This is a genomic window from Stutzerimonas frequens (assembly GCF_024448335.1).
Lineage (GTDB): Bacteria > Pseudomonadota > Gammaproteobacteria > Pseudomonadales > Pseudomonadaceae > Stutzerimonas > Stutzerimonas frequens.
In genome coordinates, this window is sequence record NZ_JAMOHM010000001.1 from 41,559 (window position 1) to 58,341 (window position 16,783).

Consider the following 16,783-nt stretch of genomic DNA (forward strand, 5'->3'; position numbering starts at 1 on the left):
CACTTCGGCCGGGCTCCAGAGTGCCTGATGACGCGCCTATTCGTGCATCGATCGAGGTGAAGTCATGAGCATTTTCAGCCACTTCCAACAACGTTTCGAAGCGACCCGCCAGGAAGAATATTCGCTCCAGGAGTACCTTGATCTCTGTAAGGCGGATCCAAGGACCTATGCCAGTGCAGCCGAGCGTCTGCTGATGGCGATCGGCGAGCCCGAGCTGGTGGACACGTCGACCGATCCCCGACTGTCGCGCATCTTCTCCAACAAGGTGATCCGCCGTTATCCGGCCTTCGAGGATTTCCATGGCATGGAGGAATGCATCGACCAGATCGTGTCCTACTTCCGCCACGCCGCACAGGGCCTGGAGGAGAAGAAGCAGATCCTCTATCTCCTCGGCCCGGTGGGCGGCGGCAAGTCGTCGCTGGCCGAGAAGCTCAAGCAGCTGATGGAGCGGGTGCCCTTCTACGCGATCAAGGGCTCGCCGGTCTTCGAGTCGCCGCTGGGGCTGTTCAACCCGGTGGAGGACGCGCAGATCCTCGAAGAGGACTACGGTATTCCGCCACGCTACCTGAACTCGATCATGTCACCCTGGGCCACCAAGCGCCTGCAGGAATTCGGCGGCGACATTTCCAAGTTCCGCGTGGTCAAGCTCTATCCGTCGATCCTCAACCAGATCGCCGTGGCCAAGACCGAGCCGGGTGACGAGAACAACCAGGACATTTCCTCGCTGGTGGGCAAGGTTGATATCCGCAAGCTCGAGGAATTCCCGCAGAACGATGCCGACGCCTACAGCTACTCGGGCGCGTTGTGCCGGGCCAACCAGGGCCTGATGGAATTCGTCGAGATGTTCAAGGCGCCGATCAAGGTTTTGCACCCGCTGCTGACTGCGACTCAGGAAGGCAACTACAACAGCACCGAGGGCCTGGGCGCGATTCCCTACAGCGGCATCCTGCTGGCGCACTCGAACGAGTCGGAGTGGCACAGCTTCCGCAACAACAAGAACAACGAGGCCTTCATCGACCGCATCTACATCGTCAAGGTGCCGTACTGCCTGCGCGTGTCGGATGAAATCAAGATCTACGACAAGCTGCTGGCCAACAGCTCGCTGTCCAGGGCTCATTGCGCGCCAGACACGCTGAAGATGCTGGCGCAGTTCTCGGTGCTGTCGCGCCTGAAGGAGCCAGAGAACTCCAACATCTATTCAAAGATGCGCGTCTATGACGGCGAGAACCTCAAGGACACCGATCCCAAGGCCAAGTCGATCCAGGAATACCGCGACACCGCCGGCGTCGATGAGGGCATGAACGGGCTTTCCACCCGCTTCGCCTTCAAGATTCTTTCCAAGGTGTTCAACTTCGACCCGCACGAAATCGCCGCCAACCCGGTGCACCTGCTCTACGTGCTGGAGCAGCAGATCGAGCAGGAACAGTTCCCCGCCGAGGTGCGCGAGCGCTACCTGCGCTTCATCAAGGAATACCTGGCGCCGCGCTACATCGAGTTCATCGGCAAGGAGATCCAGACCGCCTACCTCGAGTCCTACAGCGAGTACGGGCAGAACATCTTCGATCGCTACGTGCTCTACGCCGACTTCTGGATCCAGGATCAGGAATACCGCGACCCGGAAACCGGCGAAATCCTCAACCGCGTGGCGCTCAACGAGGAGCTGGAGAAGATTGAGAAGCCGGCCGGCATCAGCAACCCGAAGGATTTCCGCAACGAGATCGTCAACTTCGTGCTGCGCGCCCGCGCCAACAACAACGGCAAGAATCCGTCGTGGCTGTCCTACGAGAAGCTGCGCGTGGTGATCGAGAAAAAGATGTTCTCCAACACCGAGGATTTGCTGCCAGTCATCAGCTTCAACGCCAAGGCCAGCAAGGAAGACCAGAAGAAGCACAACGATTTCGTCGTGCGCATGGTCGAGCGCGGCTATACCGAGAAGCAGGTTCGCCTGCTCTCCGAGTGGTATCTGCGGGTGCGTAAATCGCAGTAAGCGGCTGGAAGCCTGAAGCCGGGAACGGAACGCTCCGCTTTCGGCTTCGGGTCTATGCTTTTCAGCCTAGCCCGGAGGGCCTATGAGCTACGTGATCGACCGTCGCCTGAATGGCAAGAACAAGAGCACGGTGAACCGCCAGCGCTTCCTGCAGCGGTACCGTGGGCATATCAAGAAAGCGGTAGAGGAAGCCGTTGGCCGCCGTTCCATCACCGACATGGAACATGGCGAACAGATCAGCATTCCCGGACGCGACATCGACGAGCCGGTGCTTCACCACGGCCGCGGCGGACGCCAGACCATCGTCCACCCCGGCAACAAGGAGTTCGTCGCCGGCGAACGCATCCCGCGCCCGCAGGGCGGCGGTGGTGGACAAGGCGCTGGCCAGGCCAGCAACAGCGGCGAAGGCATGGACGACTTCGTCTTCCAGATCACCCAGGAGGAGTTTCTCGACTTCATGTTCGAGGATCTTGAGCTGCCCAACCTGGTCAAGCGTCACCTCACCGGTACGGATACCTTCAAGACGGTGCGCGCCGGCATCGCCAACGAGGGCAACCCCTCGCGCATCAACATCGTCCGCACCCTGCGCTCGGCGCACGCCCGCCGCATCGCGCTGTCGGGCAGCAGCCGTGCCCAGCTCAGGGCCCGGAAGGCCGAGCTGGAGCGGCTGCGCCTGGAGGAGCCGCACAATTTCGGCGACATCAAGGCAGCCGAAGAAGAGATCGAGCGGCTCAAGGCGCGCATCAACCGCGTGCCGTTCCTGGACACCTTCGACCTCAAGTACAACCTGCTGGTCAAGCATCCCAACCCCAGCTCCAAGGCGGTGATGTTCTGCCTGATGGACGTTTCCGGGTCGATGACCCAGTCCACCAAGGACATCGCCAAGCGTTTCTTTATCCTGCTGTACCTGTTCCTCAAGCGGAACTACGACAAGATCGACGTGGTGTTCATCCGCCACCACACCAGCGCCAAGGAAGTGGACGAGGAAGAGTTCTTCTACTCGCGCGAAACCGGCGGCACCATCGTTTCCAGCGCGCTGAAGATGATGCAGGAGATCATGGCCGAGCGTTATCCGGCCAACGAGTGGAACATCTATGCCGCACAGGCCTCCGACGGCGACAACTGGAACGACGATTCGCCGCTGTGCCGTGACATTCTGATCAACCAGATCATGCCGTTCGTACAGTACTTCACCTACGTCGAAATCACCCCGCGCGAACACCAGGCGCTCTGGTACGAGTACAACCAGGTGGCAGAAGCCTTTTCCGACGCGTTCGCCCAACAGCAGTTGGTCAGCGCCGGAGACATCTACCCAGTGTTCCGCGAACTCTTCCAGCGGCGCATGACCAGCTGAGGTGTGCAGCATGAAGCGACAGCCCATTTCCACCGGCTCGGAATGGACCTTCGACCTGATTCGCCAATACGACCGCGAGATCGGCCGCATTGCCGAGCGCTACGCGCTGGACACCTATCCGAACCAGATCGAGGTGATCACCGCCGAGCAGATGATGGACGCCTATGCCTCGGTGGGCATGCCGCTGGGCTATCACCACTGGTCCTACGGCAAGCAGTTCCTGCATACCGAAAAGCACTACAAGCGTGGTCAGATGGGCCTTGCCTACGAGATCGTGATCAACTCCGACCCCTGCATCGCCTACCTCATGGAAGAGAACACCATGTGCATGCAGGCGCTGGTGATCGCCCATGCGAGCTACGGCCATAACAGCTTCTTCAAGGGCAACTACCTGTTCCGCACCTGGACCGACGCCAGCTCGATCATCGACTACCTGGTCTTCGCCAAGCAGTACATCATGCAATGCGAGGAACGCCACGGCATCGATGCGGTGGAAGACCTGCTCGACTCTTGCCACGCGCTGATGAACTACGGCGTCGACCGCTACAAGCGCCCCTACCCCATCTCGGCAGAGGAAGAACGGCGGCGGCAGAAGGACCGCGAGGAACATCTGCAGCGGCAGATCAACGATCTCTGGCGGACCATTCCCAAGGGCGCCGACAAGGGCGACGGGCAGGCCGGGAACCAGCGCTTCCCGGCCGAGCCGCAGGAGAACATTCTCTACTTCATCGAGAAGCACGCGCCGCTGCTGGAACCCTGGCAGCGGGAGATCGTACGCATCGTTCGCAAGATCGCACAGTACTTCTACCCGCAGCGCCAGACCCAGGTGATGAACGAAGGCTGGGCCACCTTCTGGCACTACACCCTGCTCAATGACCTCTACGATGAAGGACTGGTCACCGACGGCTTCATGATGGAGTTCCTGCAGTCGCACACCAGCGTCATCTACCAGCCCGGCTTCGACAGCCCCTACTACAGCGGCATCAACCCTTACACCCTGGGCTTCGCCATGTATCAGGACATCCGCCGGATCTGCGAGAACCCGACCGAGGAGGACAAGCGCTGGTTCCCGGACATCGCTGGCAGCGACTGGCTGACCACTGTGAAATTCGCCATGAACAACTTCAAGGACGAGAGCTTCATCCTGCAGTTCCTCTCGCCCAAGGTAATCCGCGACCTGAAGCTGTTCAGCATTCTCGACGACGACCGCAAGGACGAGCTGCTGGTCCCGGCCATCCACGACGAAAGTGGCTACCACATCATTCGCGAACTGCTCGCGGCGCAGTACAACCTCGGCAACCGTGAGCCCAACGTGCAGGTGTGGAATGTCGATCGCCGTGGCGACCGCTCGCTCACCCTGCGTCACATGCAGCATGACCGCAAGCCGCTGGGCGCATCCACCGACGAGGTACTCAAGCATCTGCACCGGCTGTGGGGGTTCGACGTGCATCTGCAATCGATGCAGGACGACAAGCTGGTCAACACCCATCACATGCCGCCGCGCGCCAGCAACGAGACGGAAACCGACAGCCGCTTCCCCGGCATGAACTTCGCCTGACCGACACCGCGGGCAGTGCCCGCGGCGCCTTCCTCGGCACCAATCTGTGGCCGTACGACCGATATCCTTTATCCTCCGCGCCTACGGAGGTGGTTATGCATATCTACAAAGTCGGCGGCGCGGTGCGTGATCGCCTGCTGGGGCGTGCGGTCAGTGAAGTGGACTGGGTGGTGGTCGGCGCCACTCCAGAGGAAATGCAGGCCCAGGGCTTCCGCCCGGTGGGCGCGGACTTTCCGGTGTTCCTGCATCCGCAGAGCGGCGAGGAGTACGCCCTGGCGCGTACCGAGCGCAAGAGCGGCCGCGGTTATGGCGGCTTTACCTTCCATGCCAGCCCTGAGGTCACCCTCGAGGAGGATCTGCAGCGACGCGACCTCACCATCAATGCCATTGCCGAAGACGAGCAGGGGCGATTGATCGACCCCTACGGTGGCCAGCGCGATCTGCAGGTCCGACTGTTGCGCCACGTGTCGCCGGCCTTCGCCGAAGACCCGCTGCGCGTTCTGCGCGTGGCGCGCTTCGCCGCGCGTTACGCCGAGCTCGGCTTCCGTATCGCCGACGAAACCCTTGAGCTGATGCGTCAGCTGGCGCGCTCCGGCGAGCTGTCGGCACTCACCGCCGAACGCAGCTGGAAGGAGATTTCCCGCGCATTGATGGAGCCGCGCCCGGATGTCTTCATTCAGGTACTTAAGGCCTGTCACGCCCTGCCGGAGCTGTTCCCCGAACTGGCTGCCAGTTTCGAGGAGCAAGGCGCACATGGCGAAAGTCTGCTCGGCGCACTGCGGCGCTGTGCGAAGCACGCCCAGCCATTGCCGGTACGCTGGGCCTGCCTGCTGCTCGGCTGCGCAGGCCCAACCGCTAGCCAGGAGGAGCGTCTCCACGCCATCGCCACGCTGAACCAGCGCTGCAAGGCGCCGCGGGATTGCCAGGAACTGGCGATGCTGCTCGGCCGCTACCATCAGGACGCGCTCGATGCGCGGGCCCTGCCCGCCGATGCCTTGCTCGACATGCTGCAGCACTTCGATATCTATCGCCGTCCGGAGCGCTTCGAGCACTTCATCGCGGCCTGCGAAATGACCGCCCCGGCAGACCGCGCCGCGCAACCCTTACCCCAGGTTGACTACCTGCGGGCGGCGGCGAAAACAGCTCGTGACGTCGCGATCAAACCGCTGCTGGAACAAGGCCACCAGGGCGCCGAGCTGGGCAAGGCACTCGCCGCTGCCCGACTCGAGGCGCTGCGGCGGCATTGCCAGCAGAATGCGAATAACGGCTAGTCAGGCACAACGCGGCGGGTGGGCGCGGATCAGCTCGGGCGGGGTGAGCTCCGCGCCGCGCCACTGGAAGGGCACCGGCCAGAGCTGTTGGTCGATGGTCGATTGCGCCCACAGCTCGGCAAAGCTGGCATCCGCGGCCGGGTGCCGTACGGTCGGGGCCAGCAGCGCCAGCGGCCAGAGCACGAAGGCGTTCTTGAGAATCTCAGCACGCGGCAGCAGCAAACCGTGGAAATTGCCGACCAGCTCGCCATAGAGCAGCACGTCGATGTCCAGCGGCAACCCCTTGCGATCCGGCGCGTAACGCCCGTTGTCCGCCTCGATGAACTTGAGCCGCCGGTCCAGTTCGGTCAGCGGCAGCTCGGTATCGCCGGCGACCACGAGGTTGTAGAAGTTGTCGCCCTTGTAGCCCACCGCCAGGCTCTCGAACACCGGCGAACAACGCATGTTCACCAGCAGCTCGGCCAGCGCATCGAGGCCGGCATGCAGATGGGGCTCACGCTGGACATTGCTGCCCAGGCCGAGCAGCACCGGAGTTAGCGACATCCGCGTTCGATCTCCACGCCCAGCGCACGGGCGCGCGCATTGACGCCGGGCTTGGTGACCCGCAGGCGCAGCCAGAGAATGCCGAACTCGCTCATCAGACGCTGCGCCAGGCGCTCGGCGAAGGTCTCTACCAACTCGAAGCGCGCCTCGGCAGCGAACAGGTCGATGGCCGCAGCGACCTTGGCGTAGTCCAGGGCCTTGTCCAGCTCATCGTTCTGCGCCGACGGACGGATGTCCCAGCCCAGCGTCAGGTCCAACTGCAGGCACTGCCGTATGCCGCGCTCCCAATCATAGGCGCCGATCACCGTATCCACTTCCAGGCCTTCGATGAAAACTGTATCCACGCAACGTTCTCCTGCGGCACGACAAGCTCGAAACGCGCCGTTAGACTCAGGGACTCCCTGCCCCGGATGGATTCCATGTTCTGGCTGCTGACCTTGCTCGCGTACCTGATCGGTTCGCTGTCATTCGCCATACTGCTCAGCCGCCTGGCCGGGATACCCGACCCGCGCGCCGGTGGCTCCGGCAACCCCGGCGCTACCAATATGCTTCGTCTGGCCGGCAAGCGCCTGGCGATCTGCACGCTGTTCGGCGATCTGCTCAAAGGCCTGCTGCCCGTCCTACTGGCCGCCTCGCTGGACATGAGCGTTCAGCAGCAGGCCTGGATCGGTCTGGCGGCGGTATGCGGCCATCTCTATCCGTTGTACTTCCGTTTTCGCGGCGGCAAGGGCGTAGCGACCGCCGCTGGCGCCCTGCTTGCGCTCTACCCACCGGCCGCATTGCTGGCCATCGGCGCCTGGCTGCTGGTATTCCGCCTGACCCGCACCAGCTCGCTGGCAGCCCTGATCGCCCTGCCGCTCTGCCTGCCGCTGCTGGCTTGGCAACAGCCCGGTGCGTTGCTGCCGATGAGCCTGCTGGCAACGCTGATTGTCTGGCGTCACCGCAGCAATGTGCGCGATCTGTTCGCTGGCCGGGAAAGGCACTTCTAGGTCGATGCGGTTCAGATCGCCGGCAGCGTCTCCATCGACCAGCGTGGCTGCACGGCGATCGCCGGCCCATCATGCTGGCCCGCCAGCAGGCGTTGACAGCCAGCGTAGGCGATCATCGCGCCGTTGTCGGTACAGAAACGTGGCCGCGCATAGAACACCTGCCCCTTGAGTTCGGCAAGCATCGCTTCCAGCGCCTGGCGCAGCGACTGGTTGGCACTGACCCCTCCGGCGATGACCAGCGATTTCAGCCCGGTCTGCTTCAGGGCCCGCCGGCATTTGATGGTCAGCGTCTCCACCACCGCCTGCTGGAAGGCCAGCGCGATGTCGCAGCGGGTCTGCTCGCTGTCGTCACCGGCATCGCGGCACTGCTGCCAGGTATTGAGTGTGAAGGTCTTCAACCCGCTGAAGCTGAAATCCAGCCCCGGCCGATCAGTCATCGGGCGCGGAAAGACGAAGCGCCCCGGTGTGCCCTGCTCGGCCAGCCGTGCGATCTCCGGCCCGCCCGGGTAGCGCAGGCCCATCAGCTTGGCGGTCTTGTCGAACGCCTCGCCCGCAGCATCGTCCACCGACTCGCCGAGCAGCTCGTAGCAGCCGATGCCATCCACACGCACCAGCTGCGTATGCCCGCCAGACACCAGCAAGGCGACGAACGGAAACGCCGGAGGCTGCGCTTCGAGCATCGGCGCCAATAGATGGCCTTCCATATGGTGCACGCCGACCGCCGGCACCCCCCAGGCCAGCGCCAGCGCCTGAGCACAGGACGCACCGACCAGCAGGGCACCGACCAGACCCGGGCCGGCCGTATAGGCCACCGCGTCGATCTGCCCTGCCTCGCGGCCGGCCTCGGCCAGTACCTGACGGATCAGCGGCAGCATGCGTTTCACGTGATCACGGGAAGCCAGCTCCGGCACCACGCCGCCATAGACGCGATGCAGGTCGATCTGGCTGAATAGCGCGTCGGCCAGCAGGCCCTGTTCGCTGTCGTAAAGCGCGACACCCGTTTCGTCGCAGGACGTTTCCAACCCCAGCACCAGCATGGGTTCAATCTTCCGGAAGGCGAATGAAGCCGTGCATATTAATCGTCGGGCCGGTCGACCGACCAGCGCTTTTCGATCAGGGGCTTTGCATTCCACCATTGGAGCGGGTAACATCCGCAACCCTTAAAACCAGCGTGCTTGCGAGTCATTGCCGAAGCGCGTTGCCACCGGTAATCAAGTGAAGGTAAGTCCTGGATGCCCGCTGTCAAAGTTAAAGAGAATGAACCCTTCGACGTAGCACTGCGTCGCTTCAAGCGCTCCTGCGAAAAAGCCGGCGTTCTGGCCGAAGTCCGTTCGCGCGAGTTCTACGAGAAGCCGACTGCCGAGCGCAAGCGCAAGGCTGCTGCCGCAGTCAAGCGTCACGCCAAGAAAGTGCAGCGCGAGCAGCGCCGTAGCGTCCGCCTGTACTGATCCAGTACAGCTGACGTCGCATCAAACCCGGCTTCGGCCGGGTTTTGCATTGCATGCAGACTCCGCTTCGCCAGCCGGCGAAAGGCCGGAGTTTTTTCATTTCCGGCGCATGCTTTGCGAGCGTAATCTGATACCCCTATGGCCGGACTGATCCCCCAATCCTTCATCGATGACCTGCTCAACCGCTCCGACATCGTCGAGGTGGTCGGTTCGCGCATCCAGCTGAAGAAGACCGGCAAGAACTACAGCGCCCTCTGCCCTTTCCACAAGGAAAAGACGCCGTCCTTCAGCGTCAGCCCGGACAAACAGTTCTACTACTGCTTTGGCTGCGGCGCCGGCGGCAACGCTCTCGGCTTCGTCATGGACCACGACCAGCTGGACTTCCCCCAGGCGGTCGAGGAGCTGGCAAAGCGCGCCGGCATGGAAGTCCCACGCGAGGACAGCGGGCGCAAGCACAAGCCCCGCCAGCCGGTCGATTCGCCGCTCTATCCGCTGCTCGCTGCCGCCGCCGACTATTACCGCCAGGCGCTGAAGAGTCACCCGACGCGCAAGGCCGCGGTGGAATATCTCAAGGGCCGCGGACTGTCCGGTGTCATCGCCCGGGACTTCGGCCTGGGCTTCGCACCGCCGGGCTGGGACAACCTGATGAAGCATCTCGGCGGCGATACCCTGCAGCAGAAGGCGCTGATCGATGCCGGCCTGCTGATCGAGAACGCCGAGAACGGCAAGCGCTACGACCGCTTTCGCGACCGCGTGATGTTCCCCATCCGCGACAGTCGCGGCCGGGTGATCGCCTTTGGCGGCCGGGTACTGGGCGACGACAAACCCAAGTACCTGAACTCGCCTGAAACGCCGGTCTTCCACAAGGGCCAGGAGCTCTACGGCCTCTACGAAGCGCGCCAGGCAAACCGCGACCTCGACGAGATCATGGTGGTCGAGGGCTACATGGACGTCATCGCTCTGGCCCAGCAAGGTCTGCGCAACGCCGTCGCCACTCTGGGCACCGCCACCAGCGAGGAACACCTCAAGCGCCTGTTTCGCATCGTTCCCAGCGTGCTGTTCTGCTTCGACGGCGACGCCGCCGGTCGCAAGGCCGCCTGGCGCGCACTGGAGGCAACATTGCCGAACCTGCAGGACGGGCGCCGCGCACGCTTCCTGTTCCTGCCGGACGGCGAAGATCCGGACACCCTGGTCCGCGCCGAGGGCACCGACGCCTTTCGCGCCCGCATCCAGCAGCACTCGCAGCCACTGGCCGACTACTTCTTCCAGCAACTGAGCGAAGAAGCCGATCCACGCTCCCTGGAAGGCAAGGCTCACCTGGCCACGCTCGCCGCACCGCTCATCGAAAAGATTCCAGGCAACAACTTGCGCGCGCTGATGCGCCAGCGCCTCGCCGAGATCACCGGACTGAACGGCGAAGCACTGCAGCACATGGCCGCTGCGCCCGTAGCCGCACCCAGCAGCACGCCGACCTACGACGACTACACCTACTACGACGCCAGCCCGGCCTACGGCGAGCCCGACCACTTCGAGCCACCGGAACCCGTGCAGCCGCAACCGCGCAGCGGCAAGCCCGGCAAGAAAGAGTGGAAAAAGGACTGGAAAAAAAACGGCCAGGGTCCAGACTTAATGCCACGCGGGCCGCGCACGCCCGCCACGGTCGAGCCCCCGGCACTGACCACCCTGCGCACCCTGCTGCACCATCCGGAGCTGGCGCAGAAGGTGGAAGATGTCAGTCATTTCGCCGCAGAAGACGATACCTACGCCCAATTGCTAGTGGCGCTGCTCGGCACCCTGCAGAAAAACCCAAGGCTGCGCAGCCTGCAGTTGATCGCCCGCTGGCACGGCACGGATCAGGGTCGACTTTTACGCGCACTGGCAGAGAAAGAATGGCTGATCTCTGCCGATAACCTTGAACAGCAGTTTTTCGACACCATTAATAGCCTTGCCGCCAGACAGCGGGAACGGCGCCTCGAAAACCTGCTGCGCAAGGCTCGCCAAGGTGAACTCAGCGCAGAGGAAAAAGACCAACTGCGTAACCTATTGAGCCGCAACGCAATACCCACTACACCGACCTCAACTGGCGCGTGAGGTCCTAGCTCGGCTATAATGCTCAGCTTGTTTTCAGCCCGCCAGAACCTTCAGTGGATAGGGTTATATGTCCGGAAAAGCGCAACAGCAGTCCCGCCTCAAAGAGTTGATCCAGCGTGGCCGTGAGCAGGGTTACCTGACTTACGCCGAGGTCAACGACCACCTGCCGGAGGATATTTCCGATCCGGAACAGGTGGAAGACATCATTCGCATGATCAACGACATGGGCATCAACGTATTCGAGACCGCTCCGGATGCCGATGCCCTGTTGTTGGCCGAAGCCGATACCGATGAAGCTGCCGCCGAAGAGGCCGCCGCTGCACTCGCCGCGGTCGAGACCGACATCGGCCGCACCACCGACCCGGTGCGCATGTACATGCGCGAAATGGGCACCGTCGAACTGCTGACCCGCGAAGGCGAGATCGAAATCGCCAAACGCATCGAGGAAGGCATTCGCGAAGTCATGAGCGCGATCGCCCACTTCCCCGGCACCGTCGACAGCATTCTCGCTGACTACGAGCGCGTGACGAACGAAGGCGGCCGCCTGTCCGACATCCTCAGCGGCTACATCGACCCCGACGACGACGGCGCCGCCGCGCCTCAGGAAGTCGAGCCGCAGACGCCGCAGTCCACCAGCAAGCCGGTGGACGATGACAAGGACGACGAGGACGAAGAAGAGTCCGAGAGCGAAGAAGAAGAAGGCGACGGCGGGCCCGATCCGGAAGTCGCGCGCCTACGCTTCGGCGCGGTCGCCGAACAGCTTGAAAAAGCCAACAAGGCCCTCAAGAAGCATGGCCGCGCCAGCCAGCAGGCTACCGAGGAACTCGAAGCCCTCGCCATCCTGTTCATGCCGATCAAGCTCGTGCCCAAGCAGTACGATGCCCTGGTCGAGCGCGTGCGTGACGCACTGAGCCAGATCCGCGCCCAGGAGCGAGCCATCATGCAGCTGTGCGTGCGTGATGCCCGCATGCCACGCGCCGACTTCCTGCGCCAGTTCCCGAACAACGAGACCAATCTCGACTGGGCCGAGCAACTGGCTGCCGGCAAGAGCAAGTACGCCGAGGCCATCGGCAACCGCAAGGAAGACATCCAGCGCTGCCAGCAGAAGCTGATCGAGCTGGAACAGCAGTGCGAGCTCGCCATCGCCGACATCAAGGACATCAACCGTCGCATGTCCATTGGCGAGGCCAAGGCCCGTCGGGCGAAGAAGGAGATGGTCGAGGCCAACCTGCGCCTGGTGATCTCCATCGCCAAGAAGTACACCAACCGCGGCCTGCAATTCCTCGACCTGATCCAGGAAGGCAACATCGGCCTGATGAAGGCGGTGGACAAGTTCGAATACCGCCGCGGCTACAAGTTCTCGACCTACGCCACCTGGTGGATTCGCCAGGCGATCACTCGCTCCATTGCCGACCAGGCGCGGACCATCCGCATCCCGGTGCACATGATCGAGACGATCAACAAGCTCAACCGCATCTCCCGCCAGATGCTGCAGGAAATGGGCCGCGAGCCCACGCCCGAGGAGCTTGGCGAGCGCATGGAAATGCCCGAGGACAAGATCCGCAAGGTACTGAAGATCGCCAAGGAGCCGATCTCCATGGAAACGCCGATCGGTGACGACGAAGACTCGCACCTGGGCGATTTTATCGAGGACTCGGCCATGCAGTCGCCGATCGACGTCGCTACCGTGGAAAGCCTCAAGGAGGCCACCCGCGAAGTGCTCTCCGGCCTCACCGCCCGTGAAGCCAAAGTGCTGCGCATGCGCTTCGGCATCGACATGAATACCGACCACACCCTCGAGGAAGTCGGCAAGCAGTTCGATGTCACCCGCGAGCGCATTCGTCAGATCGAAGCCAAGGCGCTGCGCAAGCTGCGCCACCCGACGCGAAGCGAGCATCTGCGCTCCTTCCTCGACGAGTAAGACCAGAACCCCCGGCATGCCGGGGGTTGTTTTTTCAGCCGTATGCCTCGGAGCAGCTAGCTTCGATTGGCGCAGCCGCCATACCGCCGGTATAATCCGCCGGCCTTCTGGGGGCCTATAGCTCAGTTGGTTAGAGCAGAGGACTCATAATCCTTTGGTCCACGGTTCGAGTCCGTGTGGGCCCACCACCTTCAAAGCCGCGCATTGCGCGGCTTTTTCGTTTATCCGCTGTCGACGGACGACTCAGCGACGCCGCCATTTCCGGCCCCGCGCTCGCCAGCCGCGCCCATTCTCCGTTAATAACCAGATCGCATATAAACAGCAGGAAAGGTTTCTGGACTCTCTAAGCTGACGTCTCTATCTTGCGCCGCGGGCCCGTTGTTTCGACGCGCCTCAGTCGCCATCCTTAAGGACGTCCATGCTTCCAGAATCGCTGCCGCTGTTGTTCGTCTGCGCCTTGCTGATCTGGGTATTGGTGGCGTTCGTGAGGGAGAGCTGGAGCCCCGACATCGTCGTGGCGATTGCCGTGGCGGTGCTACTGGCGACGCAGCTGCTGACGCCCGGCGAGGTGCTCGGCGTGCTGTCCAACTCGGCGCCGGTCACCATCGCTTGCATGTTCATCATCTCGGCGGCGCTGGAGCGCACCGGATGCATCGATGCGCTGGGCAACTGGCTCGGCAATCTGGTGGGCACCAGCCCTACACGGGTCCTATTCGGCCTGACGATCACCGCGCTGGTCATTTCCGCCGGCCTTAACAACACGCCGGTGGTGGCGATCCTCACGCCCGTGGCGATTTCCTTGGCCAAGCGTGCCGGCACCACACCCTCGAAACTGCTGATTCCTCTGTCGTACGCGACGATCCTCGGTGGCACGCTGACGATGATCGGCACCTCGACCAACATCCTCGTCGACGGCGTGGCGCGCAAAGCCGGCCTCGCCCCTTTCGGCATGTTCGAGATCACCGCAGCGGGGCTGATCATGGCCGCCGCCGGCATGGTCTATCTGCTGACCATCGGCAAGCACCTGTTGCCGGAACGCGACACACTGTCCAAGCTGCTCGGCCCACGCCTGGACCGCAACTTCATGACCGAGCTGCGCGTTCCGCTGAGTTCGCCGGTGATCGGCAAGACCATCGCCGAGGCCAACCTCAATGGCGGCAGCGGCTTGCAGGTGCTGCAGGTGAATCGCGACAGCCAGCTTTTCAGCCGCCCGGAGCACGACTTCACGCTGAACGCCGGCGATCTGCTGATGATCCACGGCCAAGTCAAGGACGTGGTCGAGCTGCGCGAAAGCGGCCACCTGACCTTCAACCGTGGCGACGCCTTCGAGACCATCAGCAGTGAAGATGTGATTCTCGCCGAAGCCATCGTCGGCCGCGGCTCGCGCTACAGCCACCGCCCGATGCGCGACCTCGACCTGTCCGCACGCTATGGCATCAGTGTGCTGGCCGTGCACCGCCAAGACGAGAACATCCAGGGCAACTTCGACGATTTCCAGCTGCAGTTCGGTGATGTGATGCTGGTCGAGGGCACGCCGGCGCAGATCAAGCGCTTCGCCGACAACGGCGAGCTGATCAGCCTCAACGCGGTGCAGGAACGTGCGTTCCGCCGCGACAAGGCGCCGATCGCGATCATCGCCACACTCTCGGTCATGGTGTTGGCGGCCTTTGGCGTGATGCCGATCGAAGGCCTGGCGATCATCGGTGCAGCCGCAGTGCTGGCGACGCGCTGCCTGGATGTCGAGGACGCCTACAAAGCAGTCGACTGGAAGATCCTCAGCCTGATCTTCGGCATGCTGGCGATCAGCATCGCCATGGACAAGGTGGGGCTGGTGCAGCTGGTCGTGCAGAACGTGACGGCCATTACCCCCTGGGCCGGCCCACTGTTCATGCTTTCGTTCATCTACCTGCTGACCTCGATCCTCACCGAGATACTGTCGAACAACGCGGTGGCCGTACTGATCACTCCGATCGCCATTGGCCTAGCCCAGCACCTGGGGGTCGACCCACGCCCGTTCGTGGTCGCCGTGATGTTCGCCGCCAGCGCCAGCTTTGCCACGCCGATCGGCTATCAGACCAACACCTTCGTCTACAACGCCGGCGGCTATCGCTTCACCGACTTCCTCAAGGTGGGCATACCGCTGAACCTGCTGCTGTGGGTCGTGGCTACGCTGGTGATTCCGCTATTCTGGCCGCTCACGCCGCTCTGACGACAAGGCTTGCGCTGGATCATTGACCGTTCAGGCGTTCAGTTTCATGCTCTCGGGCCTTTGCCCCGACGAACAAGAACAAGGAGCGCGCCATGAAACTGGAAACCCTCGCCATTCATGCAGGCTATAGCCCGGACCCGACCACCCGGGCCGTGGCGGTACCGATCTACCAGACCACCTCGTACGCGTTCGATGACACCCAGCACGGCGCCGACCTGTTCGATCTGAAGGTGCCGGGCAACATTTATACGCGCATCATGAATCCCACCACCGACGTGCTCGAGCAGCGAGTAGCGGCCCTAGAGGGTGGCGTGGCCGCACTGGCCGTAGCCTCGGGGATGGCAGCGATCACCTACGCCATTCAGACCATCGCCGAAGTCGGCGACAACATCGTTTCGGTGGCCAAGCTCTACGGCGGCACTTACAACCTGTTCGCCCATACCCTGCCGCGCCAGGGCATCGAGGTGCGCTTCGCCGCCCACGACGACATCGCCGCCCTGGAAGCGCTGATCGACGAGCGCACCAAGGCGGTGTTCTGCGAGTCCATCGGCAACCCGGCCGGCAACATCATCGACCTTGCCGCCCTGGCCGAAGCCGCGCACCGCCACGGCGTGCCGCTGATCGTCGACAACACCGTCGCCACGCCCGTGCTCTGCCGACCGTTCGAGCATGGCGCGGACATCGTCGTGCACTCGCTGACCAAGTACATGGGCGGCCATGGCACCAGCATTGGCGGTGTCGTCGTCGACTCCGGCAAATTCCCCTGGGCGCAGTACAAGGAACGTTTCGCGCTGCTGAACACGCCGGACGTGTCCTACCACGGCGTCACCTACACCGAAGCGTTCGGCCCCGCCGCCTTCATCGGCCGCTGCCGCGTTGTGCCGCTGCGCAACATGGGCGCGGCGATTTCACCGTTTAACTCGTTCCTGATCCTGCAGGGGCTGGAAACCCTCGCCCTGCGCATGGAGCGCCACTGCGAAAACGCGCTCAAGGTTGCCGAGTTCCTCCAATCCCACCCACAGGTGGCATGGGTCAAGTACGCCGGACTGCCGGATCACCCTGAGCACGAACTGGCCCGCCGCTACATGGGCGGCATGCCGGCGTCGATTCTCTGCTTCGGCATCGAAGGCGGCATGGAGGCCGGCGCGCGCTTTATCGATGCGCTCAAACTGGTGGTGCGCCTGGTCAACATCGGCGACGCCAAGTCCCTGGCCTGCCATCCGGCCAGCACCACGCACCGCCAGCTGAATGCCGACGAACTGGCCCGCGCCGGCGTGTCGCAGGACCTGATCCGGCTGTCGATCGGTATCGAGCACATCGACGACATCCTCGCCGACCTGGCCCAGGCACTGGCCGCATCCAAGTGTTGAGACGGCGCGCAGCTTGATATCCGCCAGCGAGGCTCCACATTA

12 protein-coding genes, 1 tRNA gene and 1 pseudogene are annotated in these 16,783 nt (G+C 63.1%); 11 read left to right on the forward strand and 3 right to left on the reverse strand.

The features are described 5' to 3' along the window. Positions 1-64 precede the first annotated feature (64 nt). The 4 genes from NAO55_RS00195 (at position 65) to NAO55_RS00210 (ending at position 6,170) form a co-directional block, all read left to right on the forward strand. Complete coding sequence (locus NAO55_RS00195; protein ID WP_102839617.1) at positions 65-1,987, forward strand: PrkA family serine protein kinase; 1,923 nt, start codon at positions 65-67, stop codon at positions 1,985-1,987. Positions 1,988-2,069: 82 nt separating this feature from the next. Then, on the forward strand, positions 2,070-3,341 hold the full coding sequence (locus NAO55_RS00200; RefSeq protein WP_102839616.1) for a YeaH/YhbH family protein: 1,272 nt from the start codon (positions 2,070-2,072) through the stop codon (positions 3,339-3,341). A gap of 10 nt (positions 3,342-3,351) precedes the next feature. Continuing rightward, positions 3,352-4,899, forward strand: coding sequence for a SpoVR family protein (locus NAO55_RS00205; protein ID WP_102839615.1), 1,548 nt, complete (start codon positions 3,352-3,354; stop codon positions 4,897-4,899). A gap of 95 nt (positions 4,900-4,994) precedes the next feature. Then, positions 4,995-6,170: a multifunctional CCA addition/repair protein gene (locus NAO55_RS00210; RefSeq protein WP_102839614.1), complete on the forward strand. Its 1,176-nt coding sequence runs from the start codon at positions 4,995-4,997 to the stop codon at positions 6,168-6,170. Here NAO55_RS00210 and folK read toward each other — a convergent pair whose 3' ends face one another. Next, on the reverse strand, positions 6,171-6,713 hold the full coding sequence (gene folK, locus NAO55_RS00215; RefSeq protein WP_063539651.1) for a 2-amino-4-hydroxy-6-hydroxymethyldihydropteridine diphosphokinase: 543 nt from the start codon (positions 6,711-6,713) through the stop codon (positions 6,171-6,173). Next, complete coding sequence (folB, locus tag NAO55_RS00220) at positions 6,704-7,057, reverse strand: dihydroneopterin aldolase (RefSeq protein ID WP_063539650.1); 354 nt, start codon at positions 7,055-7,057, stop codon at positions 6,704-6,706. Before folB ends, folK begins: the two co-directional genes overlap by 10 nt. A 75-nt stretch (positions 7,058-7,132) precedes the next feature. Between folB and plsY the strand changes: the two genes are divergently transcribed. Further along, positions 7,133-7,702, forward strand: a complete 570-nt coding sequence (gene plsY, locus NAO55_RS00225; protein ID WP_063539649.1) for a glycerol-3-phosphate 1-O-acyltransferase PlsY — start codon at positions 7,133-7,135, stop codon at positions 7,700-7,702. 11 nt (positions 7,703-7,713) lie between these two features. Here the strand turns inward: plsY and tsaD are convergent, their stop codons facing one another. Further along, positions 7,714-8,739, reverse strand: a complete 1,026-nt coding sequence (gene tsaD / locus NAO55_RS00230) for a tRNA (adenosine(37)-N6)-threonylcarbamoyltransferase complex transferase subunit TsaD (RefSeq protein WP_102839613.1) — start codon at positions 8,737-8,739, stop codon at positions 7,714-7,716. Positions 8,740-8,934: 195 nt separating this feature from the next. Here tsaD and rpsU point away from each other — a divergent pair, with 195 nt between their 5' ends. The 6 genes and pseudogenes from rpsU to NAO55_RS00260 all read left to right on the forward strand — a co-directional run bounded on the left by rpsU (position 8,935) and on the right by NAO55_RS00260 (position 16,741). Next, positions 8,935-9,150: a 30S ribosomal protein S21 gene (gene rpsU / locus NAO55_RS00235; RefSeq protein ID WP_003290642.1), complete on the forward strand. Its 216-nt coding sequence runs from the start codon at positions 8,935-8,937 to the stop codon at positions 9,148-9,150. A gap of 138 nt (positions 9,151-9,288) precedes the next feature. Beyond that, the gene (gene dnaG, locus NAO55_RS00240; RefSeq protein WP_102839612.1) at positions 9,289-11,241 is read left to right on the forward strand and encodes a DNA primase; all 1,953 of its coding nucleotides are present in this window, start codon (positions 9,289-9,291) and stop codon (positions 11,239-11,241) included. 67 nt (positions 11,242-11,308) lie between these two features. Beyond that, entirely contained in the window at positions 11,309-13,162 is a 1,854-nt protein-coding gene (gene rpoD / locus NAO55_RS00245) for an RNA polymerase sigma factor RpoD (protein ID WP_063539646.1), read from the forward strand. Positions 13,163-13,273: 111 nt separating this feature from the next. Beyond that, positions 13,274-13,350: transfer RNA gene (locus NAO55_RS00250), tRNA-Ile, on the forward strand. A gap of 209 nt (positions 13,351-13,559) precedes the next feature. Beyond that, a pseudogene (locus tag NAO55_RS00255) lies at positions 13,560-15,371 on the forward strand (SLC13 family permease); the annotation flags it as partial. Positions 15,372-15,463: 92 nt separating this feature from the next. Then, positions 15,464-16,741, forward strand: coding sequence for a bifunctional O-acetylhomoserine aminocarboxypropyltransferase/cysteine synthase (locus NAO55_RS00260; protein ID WP_102839610.1), 1,278 nt, complete (start codon positions 15,464-15,466; stop codon positions 16,739-16,741). The last annotated feature ends 42 nt before the right edge of the window (positions 16,742-16,783 follow it).

What these genes read in the sequence shown, in the direction of transcription:
- NAO55_RS00195 (WP_102839617.1), top strand. Translation starts at nt 65, where the DNA reads ATGAGCATTTTCAGCCACTTCCAACAACGTTTCGAAGCGACCCGCCAG.
- NAO55_RS00200 (WP_102839616.1), top strand. Translation starts at nt 2,070, where the DNA reads ATGAGCTACGTGATCGACCGTCGCCTGAATGGCAAGAACAAGAGCACG.
- NAO55_RS00205 (WP_102839615.1), top strand. Translation starts at nt 3,352, where the DNA reads ATGAAGCGACAGCCCATTTCCACCGGCTCGGAATGGACCTTCGACCTG.
- NAO55_RS00210 (WP_102839614.1), top strand. Translation starts at nt 4,995, where the DNA reads ATGCATATCTACAAAGTCGGCGGCGCGGTGCGTGATCGCCTGCTGGGG.
- folK (WP_063539651.1), bottom strand. Translation starts at nt 6,713, where the DNA reads ATGTCGCTAACTCCGGTGCTGCTCGGCCTGGGCAGCAATGTCCAGCGT.
- plsY (WP_063539649.1), top strand. Translation starts at nt 7,133, where the DNA reads ATGTTCTGGCTGCTGACCTTGCTCGCGTACCTGATCGGTTCGCTGTCA.
- tsaD (WP_102839613.1), bottom strand. Translation starts at nt 8,739, where the DNA reads ATGCTGGTGCTGGGGTTGGAAACGTCCTGCGACGAAACGGGTGTCGCG.
- rpsU (WP_003290642.1), top strand. Translation starts at nt 8,935, where the DNA reads ATGCCCGCTGTCAAAGTTAAAGAGAATGAACCCTTCGACGTAGCACTG.
- dnaG (WP_102839612.1), top strand. Translation starts at nt 9,289, where the DNA reads ATGGCCGGACTGATCCCCCAATCCTTCATCGATGACCTGCTCAACCGC.
- rpoD (WP_063539646.1), top strand. Translation starts at nt 11,309, where the DNA reads ATGTCCGGAAAAGCGCAACAGCAGTCCCGCCTCAAAGAGTTGATCCAG.
- NAO55_RS00260 (WP_102839610.1), top strand. Translation starts at nt 15,464, where the DNA reads ATGAAACTGGAAACCCTCGCCATTCATGCAGGCTATAGCCCGGACCCG.